The organism is Microbacterium sp. LWH12-1.2, from assembly GCF_040675825.1.
Taxonomy (GTDB): Bacteria; Actinomycetota; Actinomycetes; order Actinomycetales; family Microbacteriaceae; genus Microbacterium.
In genome coordinates, this window is the sequence record NZ_JBEGIJ010000001.1 from 1321301 (window position 1) to 1340125 (window position 18825).

General features: G+C 67.7%; 16 protein-coding genes. 3 read left to right on the top strand and 13 right to left on the bottom strand.

Annotated elements, in window-relative coordinates; all coding sequences use genetic code 11:
- Window positions 1-5: 5 nt before the first annotated feature.
- From ndk to MRBLWH12_RS06360, 5 genes are all read right to left on the bottom strand, one after another.
- Window positions 6-422 (bottom strand): nucleoside-diphosphate kinase, encoded by a 417-nt coding sequence (ndk, locus tag MRBLWH12_RS06340; RefSeq protein ID WP_102192635.1) that lies wholly within the window; start codon window positions 420-422, stop codon window positions 6-8.
- A gap of 1 nt (window position 423) precedes the next feature.
- Window positions 424-840: a DUF4233 domain-containing protein gene (locus MRBLWH12_RS06345; RefSeq protein ID WP_363547283.1), complete on the bottom strand. Its 417-nt coding sequence runs from the start codon at window positions 838-840 to the stop codon at window positions 424-426.
- Window positions 837-2189 carry a bifunctional folylpolyglutamate synthase/dihydrofolate synthase gene (locus tag MRBLWH12_RS06350; RefSeq protein WP_341974444.1) on the bottom strand — a complete coding sequence of 451 codons (1353 nt, stop codon included), beginning with the start codon at window positions 2187-2189 and terminating at the stop codon, window positions 837-839. Before MRBLWH12_RS06350 ends, MRBLWH12_RS06345 begins: the two co-directional genes overlap by 4 nt.
- Window positions 2186-5536, bottom strand: coding sequence for an isoleucine--tRNA ligase (gene ileS, locus MRBLWH12_RS06355; protein WP_363547286.1), 3351 nt, complete (start codon window positions 5534-5536; stop codon window positions 2186-2188). The genes MRBLWH12_RS06350 and ileS overlap by 4 nt, the downstream gene beginning before the upstream one ends.
- 360 nt (window positions 5537-5896) lie before the next feature.
- A complete protein-coding gene (locus MRBLWH12_RS06360; RefSeq protein ID WP_341974442.1) occupies window positions 5897-6745 on the bottom strand; it encodes an endonuclease domain-containing protein in 849 nt (282 codons plus the stop codon).
- A gap of 242 nt (window positions 6746-6987) precedes the next feature.
- On the opposite strand from MRBLWH12_RS06360, the gene MRBLWH12_RS06365 reads away from it, so the two are divergent.
- On the top strand, window positions 6988-7638 hold the full coding sequence (locus tag MRBLWH12_RS06365) for a pentapeptide repeat-containing protein (RefSeq protein WP_363547289.1): 651 nt from the start codon (window positions 6988-6990) through the stop codon (window positions 7636-7638).
- A gap of 2 nt (window positions 7639-7640) precedes the next feature.
- Here the strand turns inward: MRBLWH12_RS06365 and MRBLWH12_RS06370 are convergent, their stop codons facing one another.
- From MRBLWH12_RS06370 to MRBLWH12_RS06385, 4 genes are read right to left on the bottom strand one after another with little or no spacing between them, the layout of a single operon-like run.
- Window positions 7641-9137, bottom strand: coding sequence for an ABC transporter ATP-binding protein (locus MRBLWH12_RS06370; RefSeq protein ID WP_363547292.1), 1497 nt, complete (start codon window positions 9135-9137; stop codon window positions 7641-7643).
- Complete coding sequence (locus MRBLWH12_RS06375) at window positions 9134-9946, bottom strand: ABC transporter permease (RefSeq protein WP_363547295.1); 813 nt, start codon at window positions 9944-9946, stop codon at window positions 9134-9136. Before MRBLWH12_RS06375 ends, MRBLWH12_RS06370 begins: the two co-directional genes overlap by 4 nt.
- Entirely contained in the window at window positions 9943-10890 is a 948-nt protein-coding gene (locus tag MRBLWH12_RS06380) for an ABC transporter permease (RefSeq protein ID WP_363547298.1), read from the bottom strand. The genes MRBLWH12_RS06375 and MRBLWH12_RS06380 overlap by 4 nt, the downstream gene beginning before the upstream one ends.
- Before the next feature lie 43 nt (window positions 10891-10933).
- Window positions 10934-12547: an ABC transporter substrate-binding protein gene (locus MRBLWH12_RS06385; RefSeq protein WP_363547301.1), complete on the bottom strand. Its 1614-nt coding sequence runs from the start codon at window positions 12545-12547 to the stop codon at window positions 10934-10936.
- A gap of 169 nt (window positions 12548-12716) precedes the next feature.
- On the opposite strand from MRBLWH12_RS06385, the gene valS reads away from it, so the two are divergent.
- The gene (gene valS / locus MRBLWH12_RS06390; protein WP_363547304.1) at window positions 12717-15341 is read left to right on the top strand and encodes a valine--tRNA ligase; all 2625 of its coding nucleotides are present in this window, start codon (window positions 12717-12719) and stop codon (window positions 15339-15341) included.
- Window positions 15341-15556, top strand: coding sequence for a hypothetical protein (locus tag MRBLWH12_RS06395; protein WP_363547307.1), 216 nt, complete (start codon window positions 15341-15343; stop codon window positions 15554-15556). The genes valS and MRBLWH12_RS06395 overlap by 1 nt, the downstream gene beginning before the upstream one ends.
- A gap of 99 nt (window positions 15557-15655) precedes the next feature.
- Here MRBLWH12_RS06395 and MRBLWH12_RS06400 read toward each other — a convergent pair whose 3' ends face one another.
- The 4 genes from MRBLWH12_RS06400 to tdh are packed head-to-tail and all read right to left on the bottom strand — an operon-like array spanning window position 15656 to window position 18764.
- On the bottom strand, window positions 15656-15874 hold the full coding sequence (locus MRBLWH12_RS06400; protein WP_363547310.1) for a hypothetical protein: 219 nt from the start codon (window positions 15872-15874) through the stop codon (window positions 15656-15658).
- Between the two features lie 2 nt (window positions 15875-15876).
- On the bottom strand, window positions 15877-16482 hold the full coding sequence (locus MRBLWH12_RS06405) for an ArsR/SmtB family transcription factor (protein ID WP_341974433.1): 606 nt from the start codon (window positions 16480-16482) through the stop codon (window positions 15877-15879).
- A gap of 60 nt (window positions 16483-16542) precedes the next feature.
- Window positions 16543-17721 (bottom strand): glycine C-acetyltransferase, encoded by a 1179-nt coding sequence (locus tag MRBLWH12_RS06410; RefSeq protein WP_363547313.1) that lies wholly within the window; start codon window positions 17719-17721, stop codon window positions 16543-16545.
- A complete protein-coding gene (gene tdh / locus MRBLWH12_RS06415; protein WP_341974431.1) occupies window positions 17721-18764 on the bottom strand; it encodes an L-threonine 3-dehydrogenase in 1044 nt (347 codons plus the stop codon). Before tdh ends, MRBLWH12_RS06410 begins: the two co-directional genes overlap by 1 nt.
- Window positions 18765-18825 lie beyond the last annotated feature (61 nt).

Consider the following 18825-nt stretch of genomic DNA (forward strand, 5'->3'; position numbering starts at 1 on the left):
TATCGTCAGTCGAACCAGATGCCGAGTTCGCGCGCCGCGGACTCGGGGCTGTCTGATCCGTGCACGAGGTTCTGCTGCACCTTCAGGCCCCAGTCGCGGCCGAAGTCGCCGCGGATCGTGCCAGGAGCGGCCGTGGTCGGGTCGGTGGTGCCCGCGAGCGACCGGAAGCCCTCGATCACACGGTTGCCCGCGAGACGAATGGCGACGGAAGGGCCGGAGAGCATGAACTCGAGCAACGGCTCGTAGAACGGCTTTCCCTCGTGCTCGGCGTAGTGCGCTGCGAGAAGATCCCGGTCGGGATCGACCAGGCGGATGTCGACGAGGGCGTAGCCCTTCGCCTCGATCCGGGCGAGGATCGCACCGGTGAGTCCGCGGGCGACGCCGTCGGGCTTGACGAGGACGAGGGTTTCTTCGGTGGCCATGTCATTCACTCTCTGTCTGAGTATGAGTCTGAGTCTCGGTCGTGGGCTCCGTCGGGCGTCGTGCGTCCAATCGGGCCCCCATGATCGTCGCATACCCCCACATGCCGCCGAAAATCAGGACGACGATCACGATCGTCGGCTCGAAGAACGCGGAGAGCGCGATGATCGCCTGAATCGCCCAGCCGACGCCGATCGCCCACGGCTTCGTGATCATGCCGGCGGTGACGATGCACGCCAGAGCTACGACGGCGGCGCCGACGATCGCCCACCACTGCTCGATCCCGGCGGGCAACGCCTTGAGGCCGAAGAGGGTGAGACCGACCAGCACTACGACGATCGCCTCGAAACCCAGCACGATCGGGGCGAGCTTCTGCACGAGGGTTCGCGGCGGGCGCCCCTGGCGTGCCGGAGCACTCACGCTCGCCACCCGGACTTCCAGTCCTCGGTCTCGGCCAGCGCGATCGCCTCACCGGCGAGCACCACGGAGCCGGCGATGGCGACGGCGCGGCGGTCGGAGGATGAGGCCCACTCACGCGCCGCGTCGGCCGCTTCGGCGAGCGTCGGATGCACCGTCACCCGCCCCCCTGTCTGCTCGACGAGATCGGCGATGACATCCGCGTCGCTCGCCCGCTCCGAATCCGGCGCCGTCGCGAAGACATGCGCGGCCGCCGGAGCCAGACGGGCGACGATGCCGGCGGCGTCCTTGTCGGAGAGGATGCCGAGCACGATCCCCCACTCGTCGAAGTCGAAGCTGTCATCGAGCGCCAGCGCGAGGGCAGCGGCACCATGAGGATTGTGGGCGGCATCGACGATCACCGTCGGAGCGATCCCGAGCAGCTGCAGACGGCCAGGAGAGGTCGCCCCCTGCAGGCCCTCGGCGACGATGTCGGCCGCGATGCGCTGCGACCCGCCTCCGATGAGGGATTCGACCGCCGCCACCGCGAGCGCGGCGTTGTGGCCCTGGTGCGCGCCGTACAGAGGCAGGTACTCCTCGACGTACTCCCCCGCGAGACCGCGGACGGTGAGGAGCTGTCCTCCGACGGCGAGCTTCTGATCGACGAGGCCGAACTCCTCGCCCTCGAATGCGATCGTTGCGCCGTTCGCGGTCGCGACCCTGCGCAGGACCTCGACGGCCTCGGCGGGCTGCTGTGCGGACACGACCGCGGCGCCCTCCTTGATGATCCCGGCCTTGACCTGGGCGATCTCGGCGATGGTCGCGCCCAGACGGTCCGCGTGATCGATGTCGATCGGCGTGAACACGGCGACGTCGCCATCGGCGGTGTTCGTCGAATCCCACTCACCGCCCATCCCGACTTCGAGCACGAGCACATCGACCGGCGCATCGGCGGCCGCCACGAAGGCGAGCACCGTGAGCAGCTCGAAGAACGTCAGCGGGGCGTCGTCTGCCGCCTCCAGCTCGGCGTCGACGATGTCGACGAACGGTTCGATCTCGTCCCAGGCGTCCGCGATCGCGGCATCATCGATGGGCTCGCCATCGATCATGATCCGCTCCGTGAAGCGCTCCAGGTGCGGGCTGGTGAACAAGCCGGTGCGCAGGTCGTGCGCGCGCAGCAGGCTCTCGATCATCCGTGCCGTCGACGTCTTGCCGTTGGTGCCGGTGATGTGCACCACCCGGTAGGTGCGCTGCGGGTCGTCGAGGAACGCCAGGATCCGCGCCGTGCGCTCCTTGCGCGGCTGAACCCAGCGCTCGCCCGCCCGGGCGAGGAGGGTCTCATAGACGGCGTCTGCGCGCTCGCGGTCGCTCATGCGGTCACTCCGATCCGGGAGACGGCGATCGTGAGATCACCGGAGTTGGCATATGTGCCCTGGGAGATGGTCGCCGTGAACTCGGCCTCGACACCACCGGCGGCGAGCGATACGGCGCCGTGCCCGAAGATCGAGTCGCCCTGCGGATTCACCACGAAGTACTCCTCCGCCAGCGTTTCACTCGCGACACCGGCAAGATCGAACGCCGAGACGACAGCGTCGCAGTCCGCGGCATCCGCGAATCGAAGCACCAGCCGAATGCGATCGCTGACATCGAACCCGGCGTTCTTGCGGGTCTCCTGCACAGCGCGGATGACGTCGCGAGCCAGACCCTCCGCCTCGAGCTCCGCAGTGGTCGCAGTGTCGAGCAGCACGAAGCCTCCGCTGGGGACGATAGCCAGAGCCTCGCCCTCGGGGCGACCCGTGGTCTCCAGCACGAGCTCGTACTCGCCGGGCTCCAGTGCGATGCCGTCGGCCGTCACCACGCCGTTCTCCTCGGTCCAGAAGCCGCCGCGCGCCGCCTGGATGACCTTCTGCACCTCTTTGCCGAGGCGCGGACCGGCCGCGCGGGCATTCACGCTGAGCCTGTGGCTGACGCCGTACTCTGCTGCCGCGTTCTCACCGAGTTCGACCAGTTCGACGCGCTTCACGTTGAGCTCTTCACGCAGGATGTCCTCGAACTGACCCAGCGATGCGGCCAGCGGCGACACGATCGTGAGACGGGCCAGCGGCAGGCGCACCCGCAGCTTCTCCTTCTTGCGCAATGCGTTGCCGACGCTCGACAGTTCGCGTACGGCATCCATCGCATCCCGGATCTCGTCTGCGGCGGGGAACGCGGTGTCATCCGGCCAGTCCGTGAGGTGGACGCTGCGATCGCCGGTGAGACCCTGCCAGACCCGCTCGCTGACGAGGGGAACCAGCGGGGCGGCGACCCGGCAGAGCGTCTCGAGCACCGTGTACAGGGTGTCGAACGCCTCGCGGCTCTTCGGGTCATCGGTCACACCGACCCAGAAGCGGTCGCGGGAACGACGGATGTACCAGTTCGTCAGGGTCTCGCCGAATTCGCGCAGTCGTCCGGCGGCCGTGGTCGAGTCCAGGCCCTGCAGATCGGCGCGCACCTCGCGGACGAGGTCGCCGAGACGGGCGAGGATGTACCGGTCGAGGACGTCCGTGGAGTCGGTACGCCAGGTCGCCTCGTAGCCGTCGGATGCGTTCGCGTAGGTCGCGAAGAAGTACCACGAGTTCCACAGGGGCAGCAGGAACTCGCGGACGCCCGCGCGGATGCCCTCTTCGGTGACAGCGAGGTTGCCGCCGCGCAGCACCGAACTCGACATCAGGAACCAGCGCATCGCGTCGGATCCGTCGCGATCGAGCACCTCGGAGACGTCCGGGTAGTTGCGCAGCGACTTCGACATCTTGTAGCCGTCGGAGCCCAGCACGATGCCGTGGCAGCTGACACCCGTGAACGCCGGGCGGTCGAACAGCGCCGTGGACAGCACGTGCATCACGTAGAACCAGCCACGCGTCTGTCCGATGTACTCCACGATGAAGTCGGCCGGCGAGTGCGAGTCGAACCATTCCTGGTTCTCGAACGGGTAGTGCACCTGCGCGTACGGCATCGAGCCGGAGTCGAACCACACGTCGAAGACGTCCTCGATGCGGCGCATCGTGCTCTGGCCGGTGGGGTCGTCGGGGTTCGGCCGGGTCAGATCATCGATGTACGGACGGTGCAGGTCGATCTCACCCTCCGGGTTGCGCGGCAGTGTGCCGAAGTCGCGCTCCATGTCCTCGAGGGAGCCGTAGGCGTCGACGCGCGGGTACTCCGGGTCATCGCTCTTCCAGATCGGGATCGGCGATCCCCAGTAGCGGTTGCGGCTGATGGACCAGTCGCGCGCGCCCTCGAGCCACTTGCCGAACTGACCGTGCTTGACGTTCTCGGGCACCCAGGTGATCTGCTCGTTGTTCGCCAGCAGGTCGTCCTTGATGTCGGTGACCCGGATGAACCAGCTGGACACGGCCTTATAGATCAGGGGGTTCCGGCAGCGCCAGCAGTGCGGGTACGAGTGCTCGTAGCTCTGCAGGCGGATGAGCCGGCCGTCCGCGCGGAGAAGTCGCACCAGCGGCGTGTTCGCGTCCATCCACAGTTCGCCCGCGACATCGGTCACGTTCGGCAGAAAGCGTCCGCCATCGTCAAGGGAGAGGATCGTCGGGATGCCGGCGGCTTCGGCGACCCGCTGGTCGTCCTCACCGTACGCGGGAGCCTGGTGCACCACGCCGGTGCCGTCGGTGGTGGTGACGTAGTCGTCGACGAGGATCTGCCACGCGTTCTCGGTGCCATAGGTCTCGACGTCGGCGTAGTAGTCGAAAAGCGGCTCGTAGCGGAGGCCGCCGAGGTCGGCCCCGGTGACGGTGCGCTCGATGGCTGCCACCACGGCGTCTCCGTCCTCGTAGCCGAGGTCTTTCGCATACCCGCTGAGCAGGTCCCGCGCCAGCAGGTAGCGACCGCCTGCTGCGCCTTCTGCGACGCCGTTCGGCCCTGCGGGCACCACGACGTACTCGATCGAAGGACCCACGGCGAGCGCGAGGTTGGTCGGCAGCGTCCACGGCGTCGTGGTCCAGGCGAGCACCCGCACGCCTTCGAGCCCCTTGGCGGCGGCATCCGCACCCGCGAGCGGGAACGAGACCGTCACGGACGGGTCCTGACGCATCTGGTAGACGTCGTCATCCATGCGCAGTTCGTGTGCCGACAGCGGCGTCTCGTCGCGCCAGCAGTACGGCAGCACGCGGTAGCCCTCGTAGGCGAGGCCCTTATCGTAGAGGGTCTTGAAGGCCCAGAGCACGCTCTCCATGTACCCGAGATCGAGCGTCTTGTAGCCGCGCTCGAAGTCGACCCAGCGAGCCTGGCGGGTGACGTAGTCCTCCCACTCGCGGGTGTAGGTGAGCACGGAATCCTTCGCCTTCGCGTTGAAGACGTCGATCCCCATGGCCTCGATCTGGCTCTTCTCGGTGATGCCGAGCTGTTTCATCGCCTCGAGCTCGGCCGGCAGGCCGTGGGTGTCCCAGCCGAATACGCGATCGACCTTGTGGCCGATCATCGTCTGGAAGCGCGGGAACACGTCCTTCGCATAGCCGGTCAGCAGGTGACCGTAGTGCGGCAGTCCGTTGGCGAACGGAGGACCGTCGTAGAACACCCACTCGGGTGCACCGTCGCGCTGCTCGATCGATGCACGGAATGTGTCGTCCGACTTCCAGAACTCGAGAACCTCGGTCTCGATCTCGGGGAAGCGCGGGCTGGGCACGACGGAGGCATCGGCGGCGGGTCCGAAGGATGAACGCGGGTAGGTCATGTCGTCTCGCAGTGATCTGAGCTGGTGGCACGGGCGGATGCTGCTGCGAGGACGATCTCCTGCGAGACCGCGGTACCACCTCACGTGCTGCGTCTCACGACGCGACCACTCTCACTGCGGCGATCACGGGCCTGCCCCGCTCGGTTCTACTTGCAGTCTCCTGCGTTCTTCCGAGAGCTCCCCGGTGATGGCCGGATCAGTGCTTGTGCTCTCATTCTACGCGCAGGTCGTGAGTGCGGCATCCGGGTGCCTCGCGGGGCCGAGCCGTGCGCCAGCGGTTCTTCGCAGAACCGCAGCTTCTTCGCAGGCTTTCCAGGAATTCCTGCGAAGTTGGGGCAGTTCTGCGAAGAAGCGCCCCCATCAGGCCCGGCGACGCGACGCGAGATGTAGCCCCTGGGCGACGGCGCGCATGATCAGGTCCTGCACTAATGCCCATTCGTGCATCATCTGGTGGTAGCTGATGCGGACCACGTGGTATCCCATGAGCCTCAGCTCGGCATCGTGTCTGATGTCCTCGCTGCGCTGCTGGCCGACGTGATGTGCTCCGTCGATCTGCAGCACGAGACGCTCGCCGATGAGCGCGTCGACCCTGTGGCCCGCAATCCACGTCTGGATCCGGATCGGATGCCGCAGCCAGCGCAGTCGAGGGCGAAGGTAGGTCTCAAGCCCGGCGTCCGAGAACGGCGTGGCTTCTCCGAGCAGACGCCGCGCCGCCGGGCGCCAGTCGTACCCGGCGAGTCCTTCCAACGTGACCAGTCCCTTGTTGAGCGCGGAGTCCCAGGTCGCTAGCGCCTGCTCATGGGGCTCGCACTCGGCGACTATCGCGAGCACATTCTCGATCGGATCCACGAGCGAGTCCGGGTGACGTGGCAGCAACGGCCGCGCCCAGTGCACGCGGATCGTGTCCGGCTTTCCACCCGCGCTGCCTGGCGTCGCTCCGACGTGCGCAGCTGCCGGCGTCTCGTGCACCCACAAGCCGAGTCGGCGCGCCTGGGTGATGCATGTGAGCACGACGCCGCGCCGCGCCGCCGATGCGAGAAGCGGATCCACGTTCGGCAACGCCACCCATCCGCGGCGCACGCGCTGAAGTCGGCCTGCGGCGAGTACGGACTCGAGAAGTGTGCGCCGAAAACCGAGTTCGCGGAGCCGCTCCACGCGCATGACACCACCGCCATTGGTGACGGCCTCGATGAGGTTGTCCTGGCTCATTCCGGCAGCATGCCGCATCCCGCCGCCGCTCATTCCCTGCGCATCCCGGAACTGTGGACGGGCTCCAGCATCCACCCCCTGTGTAGGACAACTCGTTCGTCGCAGAACTGCAGCGTCTTCGCAGAGTCTCCTGAGATTCCTGCGAAGTTCGGGAAGTTCCGCGAAGTTGCGCTTCCGGGGTTGCAGCAAGCTCGGGCGCACGGCAGCCCACCCGTGTCCGTGCCACCGCATACGCTCGAGGGATGGCCCGCTCCTCCGACTCCCCCGTCGCGCCTCGCGTCACCGCACCTGACCTCCCGGAGGACCTCGCACCCGCCACTCCTGCCCGTCGAGCCGACCTGTTGGCCGCACGCCTCGAGATCGCGGGCTCAGCGGATCTCGCGTACGCCTCTTTGGAGCAGTGCGTGGTCACGGCGGATGCCGACACGGTCGACCTCACCGGTGCCACGATCCTCGACGTCGCGATGACCGACATGAGGGTGGCCTCCCTCAAACTCCGCAATTCCGGAATCCGTCGCCTTCGCATCACCGGCGGACGGATCGGGACGCTCGATCTCAGCGGCGCCCGCATCGCCGAGCTCGAACTCCGCGACGTGCGCATCGACTACCTGAACCTCGGGACAGCGCGCGCCGAAGATCTCGAGGTCACCGGCTGCAGCATCCGCGCCATCGACATGCCGCAGGCCGAACTCACCCGGGTTCGCTTCACGAGCACTCGCAGCGACGAGGTCGATCCGCGCGGTATGCGTGCCACGCACGTCGATCTGCGCGGATTGGATGCCCTCGCCTACCTCGACGCGAACAGCCTGCGCGGAACCACACTGACCGAGTTCCAGGTGCAGCAGCTCGCCCCGACCATTGCGGCCGGGCTGGGCATCCAGATCAAGGGTTGAGCTCAGGACACGGCGCTGGCCGCGAGCAGCTCTCGAGTGAACGGATGCTGAGGAGCCGCGAAGACGGCACCGGTGGAGCCCTGCTCGACGATCCGCCCGTCCTGCATCACGAGCACGTCATCCGCGATCGCCGCGATCACGTCGAGATCGTGCGAGACGAAGATCATCGTCAGCCCGCGTTCTCGCTGCAGTCGCCGGAGCAGGTGCAGGATCCGCTCCCGCACCGAGGGATCGAGTGCCGACACCGGCTCGTCGAGCACCAGAACATCCGGATCGGCGGCGAGGGTCCGGGCGATGGCGGCGCGCTGTCGCTGACCGCCGGAGAGGGCGGATGGCCGGCGCCCCGCGAGTGCGGGATCCAGGCCGACCTCGACGAGCAGTCCGGCAACGCGCGAGGAACGCTGCGAGCGAGGGACCCGGCCGGCAGCAAGCGCCTCGCGCAGCGATCGTCCGATCGTCCATCGCGGATCGAATGCGCCGAGCGGGTTCTGGTGCACAAGCTGCACGCGCTGCGCTCCGTTCCAGCGCAGTTCGCCGGCGTCCGGATGCTCCACACCGACGATCATCCTGGCCAGTGTCGTCTTGCCGGAGCCGGACTCCCCGACGATGCCGAGCGTCCGACCACGATGCACCGAGAAAGTCGCACCGACGACGGCGGGCATGGCGCCGAACGCCTTCGACGCTGCAACGGACGAGAACACCAGCTCGCCGCCCGCATCGACGGCGGGACGCGGCTCGTGCATCGTCGCTGCGATCAGTCGGCGCGTGTACTCGTGCTGCGGAGCCTCGAGCACCTCCGCGACCGCACCGGACTCGACGACCCGGCCGTCCCGCATCGCCAGGACCCGATCGGCGACCCGCCTCACGGCCGCGAAGTCGTGGCTGATGAAGACGACGGCGGTGCCGGCATCCGCGATCCCTCGCAGCAGATCGAGGATCCGCGCCTGCACCGTCGCGTCCAGGGCCGTCGTCGGCTCGTCGGCGATGAGCACCGCTGGGTCGCCGGCGAGGGCCGAGGCGATGAGCGCGCGTTGCCGGAGCCCTCCGGACAGCTCGTGCGAGTACTGTCTGATCCGACGTGCCGGCTCCGGCATCGCCACCGCGTCGAGAAGTTCGAGCACTCTCGTGCGGCGCTGCGTCCCCGCGAGCCGCCGATGGATGGCCAACGGTTCGGCGATCTCCGCCCCGATGGTGCGCAGCGGGTCGAGGGACACCAGAGCATCCTGCGACACGAGCGCGATCCGTTCGCCGCGGAGCCGGCGCCACTCATGTTCGCCGAACAACCGCGCATCGACGCCGTCGACGACGAGACGGGTGGCAGATACCCGGGCGACGTGCGGAGTCAGTCCCAGCAGGGCCGCGGCCGTCAGCGACTTGCCGGCCCCCGACTCCCCGACGATCGCGACGCACTCCCCCGGTTCCACGGTGAAGGAGACGGATTCCACCGGCCTGGCACCGCCGATTCTGACGGAGAGATCCCGCACCTCGAGCGCACTCATGATGTCCTCCCCTCGGCGCGGGCCCTCAGTTGACGTCCGACGATCGTCGCTGCGACGACCGTGAGCGTGATCGCCGCTCCGGGAAAGACCGAGATCCACCACGCCTGGCCGAGGACGTTGCGCCCGCCGGCCAGCATGAGGCCCCATTCCGGTGCCGGTTCCGCGGGGCCAAGACCGAGGAAGCTGAGCCCGGCTGCGGCAAGGATGCTCGATCCGATCCCGATGGTGGCGAGCACACTGAGCGACCCGAAGACGCTGGGCACCACATGCCTCACGAACGCGAGCACGGGCGGCACCCCGAGGATCCGAGCCGCCTCGACATGCTCGGCGACGGCGAGCGTCCTCGTCTGCACGCGCCCCATGCGCACGTACACCGGCACCGCGGCGAGCGTGACCGCGATCGCGACGTTCACGGGACCGGGCCCGAGCACCGCGACGACGATCAGTGCGACGAGGAACTCGGGGAAGGCGAGGAGCACATCAGTGACGCGCATCGCGGCGATATCGACGGCACGGGGCGCGACCCCCGCCAGTGCGCCGAACAGCAGACCGAGGGCGAGGGCGAGGGCGGTCGCGAGCAGTCCGATGCCGACCGATCTGCCTGTCCCGTGCACAACGCGCGAGAAGACGTCGCGGCCACTCTGGTCCGTGCCGAACAGATGCGCGGCGCTCGGCGCCTGCAGGGCGCTGCGCACATCGGTCTGCAGGGGATCCTGGGAGGCGATCAGGTCGGGCACGAGCGCCGCCACGGCGATCAGCGCGAGGATCAACACGGCTGCGCCGAGGAGAATGCGACGTCCGACGCTCATGCGCGCGGCGTCCTGTCCGGGGTGTCGGCCACTGTCCGCACGCGCGGATCGAGCAGCGGGTGCACGAGCTCGACGACGAGATTCACGACGACGAACGTGAACGCGCTGAGCAGGATGATGCCGCTGAGCACCGGCAGATCGCGGTCGGTGATCGCCGAGAGCGTCACCCTTCCGAGGCCAGGCCGGGCGAAGACGGTCTCCACCAGCACCGCCCCGCCGAGCAGGGAGCCGACGAGGTAGGCGGTCAGGGTGAGGGCGCCGGCCGCACCGTGCCGCAGCGTGTGATGCAGGGTGAGGCGCACGTGACCCGCGCCCCGCGCGCGAACGGTCGTCGCGAACGGCTGGCGTTCCGCCGTCTCGATGCCGTCGCGCAGCACCTGTCCCAGAAGCGCAGCCACCGGCAGGGCGAGCGTGACGGCGGGGAGCACCATCGTCGCCGGATTTCGAGTGCCGGAGACCGGAAACCAGCCGAGACCGAAGGCGAAGACACTCAGCAGCACGAGACCGATCCAAAACACCGGCGAGGAGAGCAGGACGAGTTCGACAGCCGCGACGATTCCCCTGGACACCGCGCGCCGCGCGAAGAGCGCGGCGGCAAGAGCGAGCACCACGGCGATGAGCAGCGCGGATGCGGTCAGCTGCAGGGTCGCCCCGAGCTGCCGCCCGATCACCTCGGCCACCGGCATCCGCAGTTGGTACGACTCGCCCAGGTCGCCCCGCAGCAGCTGGCTCAGGTACGAGACGTACTGCTCGAGCGGCGGCCGATCCAGCCCCAGTTCCGCCCGGATGCCGTCCTTGACGGCATCGCTCACCTGAGCTTGCGGTCCGAGCATGACGTCGACCGGGTCGCCGGGGATCACCCGGAAAGCCAGGAAGGCGAGCGTCGCCGCTCCCCACAGCACCACGACGAGGGATGCCGCGTGCCCGACGATCCTTCTGATCATTGCGCTCCTGACTACGGCATCGTATCGCCGATGCCGTGCCGGGTCACTCGACCGTCACACCGAAGAACAGCGGACGTCCGTAGAGGTCGAACTGCAGACCGGAGATGCGCTCCCCGACCGCGGTGATGGCGGACGGCACGTACAACGGCACGATCGCGACGTGCTCGGCGTTCCACCGCTGCAGTTCGCCGTAGACATCGGCACGAGCGTCGGCATCCGTCGTCGCGACACCCTTCTCGAGCAATTCGTCGATGGTCGGGTCGGTGACCTGCGAGGCGTTCTGGAAACCCTCGCTGTGCAGATGGTTGCGCAGCAGGTCGGCGTCGACGCCGGAGAAGCTCCAGTCGGTGAGATCGAACGTCTTCGGCCCGTACTGCTCGTTGTAGGCACCCGGCTCGAGCTTCTCGAGGAGGACCTCGAAGCCCACCTCCTTGAGGTCGGACTGGATGGCGTTCGCCAGCGCGGCACGATCGTCGGGCACCGGGGTCCAGGCGATCCAGCGCGCGGACAGCCGCTGGCCGTCTTTGGTGCGGATGCCGTCGTCGCCGCGCTGGGTCCACCCGGCCTCATCGAGCAGGGAGTTCGCGAGGTCGCGGTCCATCGGCCACGATCCCTCGAGCGATGCGTCGTAGCCCGGGGTCGTCGGTCCGAGGATGCTCCACGCGCGCGGGTATTCGCCGAAGAAGATCTCTTCGACGGACGCATCGATGTCGATCGCACGGGAGAACGCCTCGCGCACCTTCTGGTCGGCGAAGACGCCGTGCTTCTCGTTGAGGTACAGCGAGTAGGGAAGACCCGGCTCTTCGACAGCCTCAACGGTCACCCCGTCGCCGAGCGTGGCGGCGAGGTTCGGCGGGATCTGGCCGACGAGGTCGGCCTCTCCGGAGCTGACGACGCCCGCGCGCACCGATGGCTCGGGGAGGATCTCCACGCGCAGCGTCTCGAATCCGGGCTTCTCCGTGCCTTCCGGCGCCCACGCGTAGTCGGCGTTGGCCGTGTACACGATCTCCTGCTCCGGCGTGTAATCGGTGAGCTCGAACGGGCCTGTGCCGACCGTGATGCCGGGGCCGCCGACCTTCAACTCGTCAGCGGACTCGGCCAGCACCTTCGGCGAGTAGAAGCCGAGCTGCGCCGTGCTCGCTGCCTGCAGGAAAGGCGCGTAAGGCTGGGAGAAGCGCACCGTGACGGTGTGCTCGTCGACGACGTCGGTGCCGGCGTAGAACTCTCCGCCGAGCATGCTCGCGGCCTGAGCCGATTCCGTCTCGGGGTCGATGATCCGGTCGAAGTTCGCCTTCACCGCCGCCGCATCGAACGGCTCCCCGTCGTGGAACGTCACATCGTCGCGGAGCGTGAACGTGTACTCGGTGCTGTCATCGGACACGTTCCACTCGGTCGCGAGCCACGGGCCGAACGAGCCGTCGGGCTTCTGGAAGACCAGCGAGTCGAGGACGGACCGCTGGACGGCCGCGGAGATGTCCAACTGGCTCGTCTGCGGGTCCATGTGCCCGGACGCGAGCAGACTGCCGTCGACACCCCAGACGACTTCTCCGCCGCCTTCCTCGGTAGCCCCAGGAGCCGCGCAGGCGCTCAGCGCGAGGGCGGCAGCGGCGGAGACCGCGACGAAGGGCAGGAGGCGACGCCGGAGCGAAATGCGCATGAAAGGTCCTCGAGAAGAGCGATGGGGTGACATCTCAGTCTACGGCCCCTTCTTGGACCGGGTCGATTTACACCTCATCCTTCGTCATCGGCTCTCCATTAGACTGAGGGCACAACCCACACTCAGGCACGCTCACACAGTGCCGCATACATCGCTCGAGGAGACCTCCATGGCCGTGTCCGTTCAGAACCAGATTCCCGACAAGCCCGCACTCGAAGGTCTCGAAGCGAAGTGGGACGCCGCATGGCGCGATCAGGGAACGTACCTGTTCGACCGCATCCGCGCCGCTGCCGCCGGCCGCGATGGCGTCTATTCGATCGACACACCACCGCCGACGGCATCCGGATCCCTCCACATCGGGCACGTGTTCTCGTACACGCACACCGACATCAAGGCGCGGTTCGAGCGCATGCGTGGCAAGACCGTGTTCTACCCGATGGGCTGGGACGACAACGGCCTCCCGACCGAGCGCCGCGTGCAGAACTACTACGGCGTCCGTTGCGACCCCACTCTTCCGTACGATGCCGACTTCACTCCCCCGTTCGAGGGCGGTGACAACAAGTCCAGCCGCGCAGCCGACCAGCTGCCGATCAGCCGCCGCAACTTCATCGAGCTGTGCGAGCGACTGACCGTCGAAGACGAGAAGCAGTTCGAGAGCCTCTTCCGCCAGCTCGGCCTCAGCGTGGACTGGACCCAGACCTACCGCACGATCTCCGACGACACGATCCGGCAGAGCCAGCTCGCCTTCCTGCGCAACATCGAGCGCGGCGAGGCCTACCAGGCACTTGCGCCCACCCTGTGGGACGTCGACTTCCGCTCCGCGATCGCGCAGGCCGAGCTGGAGGATCGCGACCAGCAGGCGGCGTTCCACACGATCGAGTTCCCCTTCGCCGATGGCACCGGCTCGATCGCCATCGACACGACCCGCCCGGAGCTGCTCCCGGCGTGCATCGCGCTCGTGACGCACCCGGAGGGCCCGCACAAGCACCTCATCGGCACGAAGGTGCGCACCCCGTTCTTCGGCGCCGAGATCGAGATCCACGGACACCACCTTGCTCAGCCCGACAAGGGCACCGGCGCCGCGATGGTCTGCACCTTCGGCGACGTGACCGACATCATCTGGTGGCGCGAGCTGCGCACGACGACGAACGAGTCACTGCCCAACATGACCACGATCGGCCTGGATGGCCGATTCCTTCCCGAAGCGCCTTCTCTGGTGTCGGAAGCAGGCGCACGAGACTGGTACGCCGAGAACATGGGCGGCAAGACGGTCTTCAGCGCCCGCAAGGCGCTCGTCGAGAAGCTGCAGGAGACCGGCGACATGACGTCGGTCGGCAAGCCGTTCAACCACGCGGTGAAGTTCTTCGAGAAGGGAGACCGCCCGCTCGAGATCGTTTCGACCCGCCAGTGGTACATCCGCAACGGCGCGAGAGACGCGAAGCTGCGCGACGAGCTCATCGCGCACGGTGCCGAGCTCGCCTGGCACCCGGACTTCATGCGGGTGCGCTACGAGAACTGGGTGGGCGGCCTCACCGGCGACTGGCTGGTTTCGCGCCAGCGCTTCTTCGGCGTGCCGATCCCGCTCTGGTACGCGCTCGACGAGAACGGCGAGCGTGACTACGACCGTGTGCTGACCCCGGATGCCGCCTCGCTGCCGATCGATCCGACGAGCGACGTGCCGGCGGGATACACCGAGGACCAGCGCGGCGTGGCCGGTGGATTCGACGCCGAGGCCGACATCCTCGACACCTGGGCGACGTCGTCGCTCACCCCGCAGCTGGCCGGCGGCTGGCAGCGCGATGAGGAGCTGTGGAACCTCACTGCGCCGTTCGACCTGCGTCCGCAGGGCCAGGACATCATCCGCACCTGGCTCTTCTCCACGATGCTGCGCTCGACTCTCGAGGACGGCCGGGCACCGTGGCGCAACGCGGCGATCAGCGGCTTCATCGTCGACCCCGATCGCAAGAAGATGTCGAAATCGAAGGGCAACGTCGTCACGCCTGCGGACATCCTCGAATCGCACGGTTCGGATGCCGTTCGCTACTGGTCGGCCTCCAGCCGACTGGGAATGGATGCGGCGTTCGACCCGCAGAATCCGACGCAGGTGAAGATCGGTCGCCGTCTGGCGATCAAGGTGCTGAACGCGGCGAAGTTCGTGCTGTCGTTCCCGGTTCCCGAGGATGCACAGGTCACGCACGCGCTGGATGCTTCGATGCTCGCCGCCCTCGACGGGGTGATCCGCGATGCCACGAAGGCATACGAGAACTATGACCAGGCGAAGGCCCTGGAAGTCACCGAGGCCTTCTTCTGGACGTTCTGCGACGACTACCTCGAACTCGTCAAGGAGCGCGCGTACAACCAGAACGACGTCGGGCAGGCATCGGCGGCACTCGCCCTGCGCCTGGCCCTCTCTGCGGTGCTTCGTCTGCTCGCTCCGGTGCTGTCGTTCGCCACCGAGGAAGTGTGGTCGTGGTTCGAGGAGGGTTCGGTGCACACCGCGAGTTGGCCGGAGCCGCTCGGCATCGCCGGCGATCCTGCGGTGCTGTCTGCCGCCAGTGAGGCGCTGATCGGCATCCGTCGTGCGAAGACAGAGGCGAAGGCCTCGCAGAAGACGGCGGTCGCTCGTGCAGCGATCGCCGCTCCCGCCGCGAAGCTCGTCGCCCTCCGCGCCGCCGCCGATGACCTGCGCGCCGTCGGCCGAATCGCCGAGCTCGAGTTCAGCGAGGCCGAGGCGTTCGCGGTCACCGCGATCGAGCTCGCCCCCGTCGAGCCTGCAGTGGGCGAGGGCGTCTGATGCAGTTGGGCACTCGTTGGGCCGCCGGTTCGGAGCCGCCTGCTTCGGTACCAGCGGCGCTCCGCCCCGCGATCGCCGAGGTCGAGTCGCGCGGCCTGCGCGGCCACTGGACGCTCACTTGGCTCGAGGGCCGCGCGACCGCGGAACTCGACTCCGGCTGGGAGGTCTTGCAGACCGCCTCAGGCGACGTGATCGCACGGCCGTTCGAGGACTGAGCGCCGCGTTTCGTCTCGCTTCGCTCGCTCAACGACCAAGAAGCGTCTCCGGTCGTTGAGCGAGGAGCGCAGCGACGAGACGAAACGCCCGACGGGATCTCAGCGCCTCGGCAGGCCGAGCTGCGCGAGGGCATGATCCACGGCCCGCGGGTCGTGTCGGCGCGCCTGCTGCTCGCGCAGCATATCGAGGGCGATCTCGCGACGCTCGGCGCGGGCGACGATCCGGTGCTCGACGTGTCGAGACAGTCCGAGCGCGACCTGCTGGAGAAGTCGTTCGAAGCGTGTCGGTGCGGCGAGTCGAAGCGTTGCAGTGGTCATGATCACTCCTCAGGGCTGGTCTGGCGGCTGTTCGCCGTCGGAAGGTCGAAGATCTCGGCGCGAAGAGAGACGCGACGAACATCAGGGCCGGTCTGACCGCGGAAGCGCTGGATCGCGCTCTCGACGAGCGCCTCCATCTCCTCGCGCAGCGCGAACACCTGGGGCGGCGTCATATCGAGGTGGGTCGTCATCGTGAGACCGACGTCGCGCCATTCCTCCGGCACCTCTGACTGCGGCCGGTTGAGATACGCCATGAGCGTCTCGTGACGCAGGCGGAAGAACTCCGCAGTGACGATCTGGGCTGCCGCGCGACTCGCGGGCGATGTGGACTCGTCGGGTCCCGGTACCTCGATGCGCCCCTTCGGGCGCTCCCACCAGCGCTCGCGCGCCGTGCCGCGCCCCTCGACTTCCTGGATCAGTCCGTGCGCGGCAAGGGCCCGCAGGTGATAGCTCATCGACCCCGAGGTCTCTCCGACGAGGCCGGCGAGGGAGCTCGCGGTCTGCGGTCCCTGTGCAGCAAGGAGATCGAAGATCTGCACGCGCAACGGATGCGCCAGCGCCTTCAGCGCCCCCGAATCAAGCCTTCGAACCTGCGTGTCATCCGTCATGCATGCAAAGATACCTTTGCAAAGACTTCTTTGCAAGTGTTTCTTTGCAAGAGGTGCGGATCAGCTCACCGACGCGCGGGCGACGACGAATGCCGCGACGCAGCGCTCGATCTGTTCCGCGGTGTGCGCGGCCGACAGCTGCACGCGGATCCGCGCCGCCCCTCGCGGCACGACCGGGAAGCTGAACGCTGTGACGTAGATCCCCTGGGCTTGCATCTCCCGCGCGACGCGGGCGGTGAGCGCGGCGTCGCCGAACATCACGGGAACGATCGGATGCTCACCGGGAAGCAGGTCGAATCCCTCCGCCGCCATCCGCTCCCGGAACAGTGCGGCGTTGTCGCGCAGTTGCGCCCTCAGATCCGCCGAACCCTCGACGAGGTCGAGCGCGGTCAGGGTTCCCGCCACGATCGCGGGCGCCAGAGTGTTCGAGAAGAGGTAGGGGCGCGAGCGCTGACGCAGGAGCGCGACGATGTCGGAGTGCGAAGCGACGTAGCCACCGGAAGCCCCGCCCAGGGCCTTCCCGAACGTGCCGGTGTAGATGTCCACGCGGTCCGCGACGCCACAGAGCTCGGGCGTGCCGCGACCGTTTTCGCCCACGAAACCGACCGCGTGGGAATCGTCCACGAACACCAGCGCGTCGTAGCGCTCGGCGAGGTCGCAGATCTCGGCCAGCGGTGCGATGTAACCGTCCATCGAGAACACGCCGTCGGTGACGACCACCCGGAAGCGCGCATCCGATGCCGCTCGCAACTGCTCCTCGAGGTCTGCCATGTCGCGGTTGCGGTAGCGGAGCCGTCGAGCCTTGGAGAGGCGGATGCCGTCGATGATCGACGCATGGTTGAGCTCGTCCGAGATGATCGCGTCCTCCGCGCTGAACAGCGTCTCGAACACTCCCCCGTTGGCGTCGAAGCATGAGGAGTACAAGATGGCGTCGTCGGTGCCGAGGAAACCGGACAGGCGCCGCTCGAGCTCCAGATGCTGCTCCTGCGTGCCGCAGATGAAGCGCACGCTGGCGAGGCCGTAGCCCCACTCCTGAAGCGCCGCCGTCGCGGCATCCAGAATCCGGGGATCGTCAGCGAGCCCCAGGTAGTTGTTTGCGCAGAAGTTCAGAACCGCCGCGCCGTCGGCGGTGATCTCGGCACTCTGCGGCCCGCGGATGCCGCGCTCATGCTTGGTGAGCCCGGCCTCTTCGATGCCGGCCAGCTCGGCGGCCACGTGCTTCTGGAAAGTTCCGTACATCACAACTCCGTCCAATCGAGGATGATCTTGCCCGTTCCTGCTGACTCAGAGGCCGCGAATCCGCGCTCCCAGTCACGCGCCGGAATCACCTCGGCGATGACCTGCCCGATCGATGCACGCAACGTCGCGCTGGTCTGCAGCATCGCGCCCATCGCGTTCCAGGTCTCGAACATCTCGCGACCGTAGATGCCCTTGATGGTCAGCATGTGCGTGACGAGCTTTCCCCAATCGACCCCGAACTCGCTGCTCGGCAATCCCAGCATCGCGATGCGGCCGCCGTGGTTCATGTTGTCGATCATGCCGGGAAGCGCCGAGGGCGCCCCGCTCATCTCGAAACCGATGTCGAAGCCTTCGCGCATGCCGAGGGCCACCTGCGCCTCGCGGATGTCGCGCACCGAGACGTCCACGACCTCGTTCGCGCCCATCTGCCGTGCCATCTCCAATCGCGGAGCACTGACGTCGGTGGCGACGATGAAGCGGGCACCGGCATGCCGTGCGACGGCGATCGCCATCAGTCCGATCGGACCGCAGCCGGTGACCAGGACATCCTCGCCGATCAGAGGGAACGTGAGGGCGGTGTGCACCGCGTTGCCGAGCGGGTCAAAGATCGCACCCAGCTCTGGGCTGACCTCGGCATGGTGCACCCAGACGTTGGCCGCCGGCAGCGAGAGGTATTCGGCGAACGCGCCGTCGCGCTGCAGGCCCAGCCCGATCGTACGGATGCACATCTGGCGGCGGCCGGCACGGCAGTTGCGACATGTGCCGCACACGATGTGTCCTTCGCCGGACACGCGGTCGCCCACGGCGATGTCGTGCACGAGCGGACCGACCTCGACGACCTCACCGTAGAACTCGTGACCCGGAATCAGCGGGGCGACGACGGCGGATGCCGCCCAGTCGTCCCAGCGCTGGATATGCAGGTCGGTGCCGCAGATGCCGGTGCGCAGCACGCGGATGATCACTTCGTCGGCGCCGGCCACGGGGTCGGGGCGCTCGACGAGCTCGAGCCCCGCTGCGCGTTCGGCTTTGAACAGTGCTTTCATGACTCGATCACACCGCACTTGCACCATGTAGAGCAATCGCTGATTACTGCACTATTCGTTA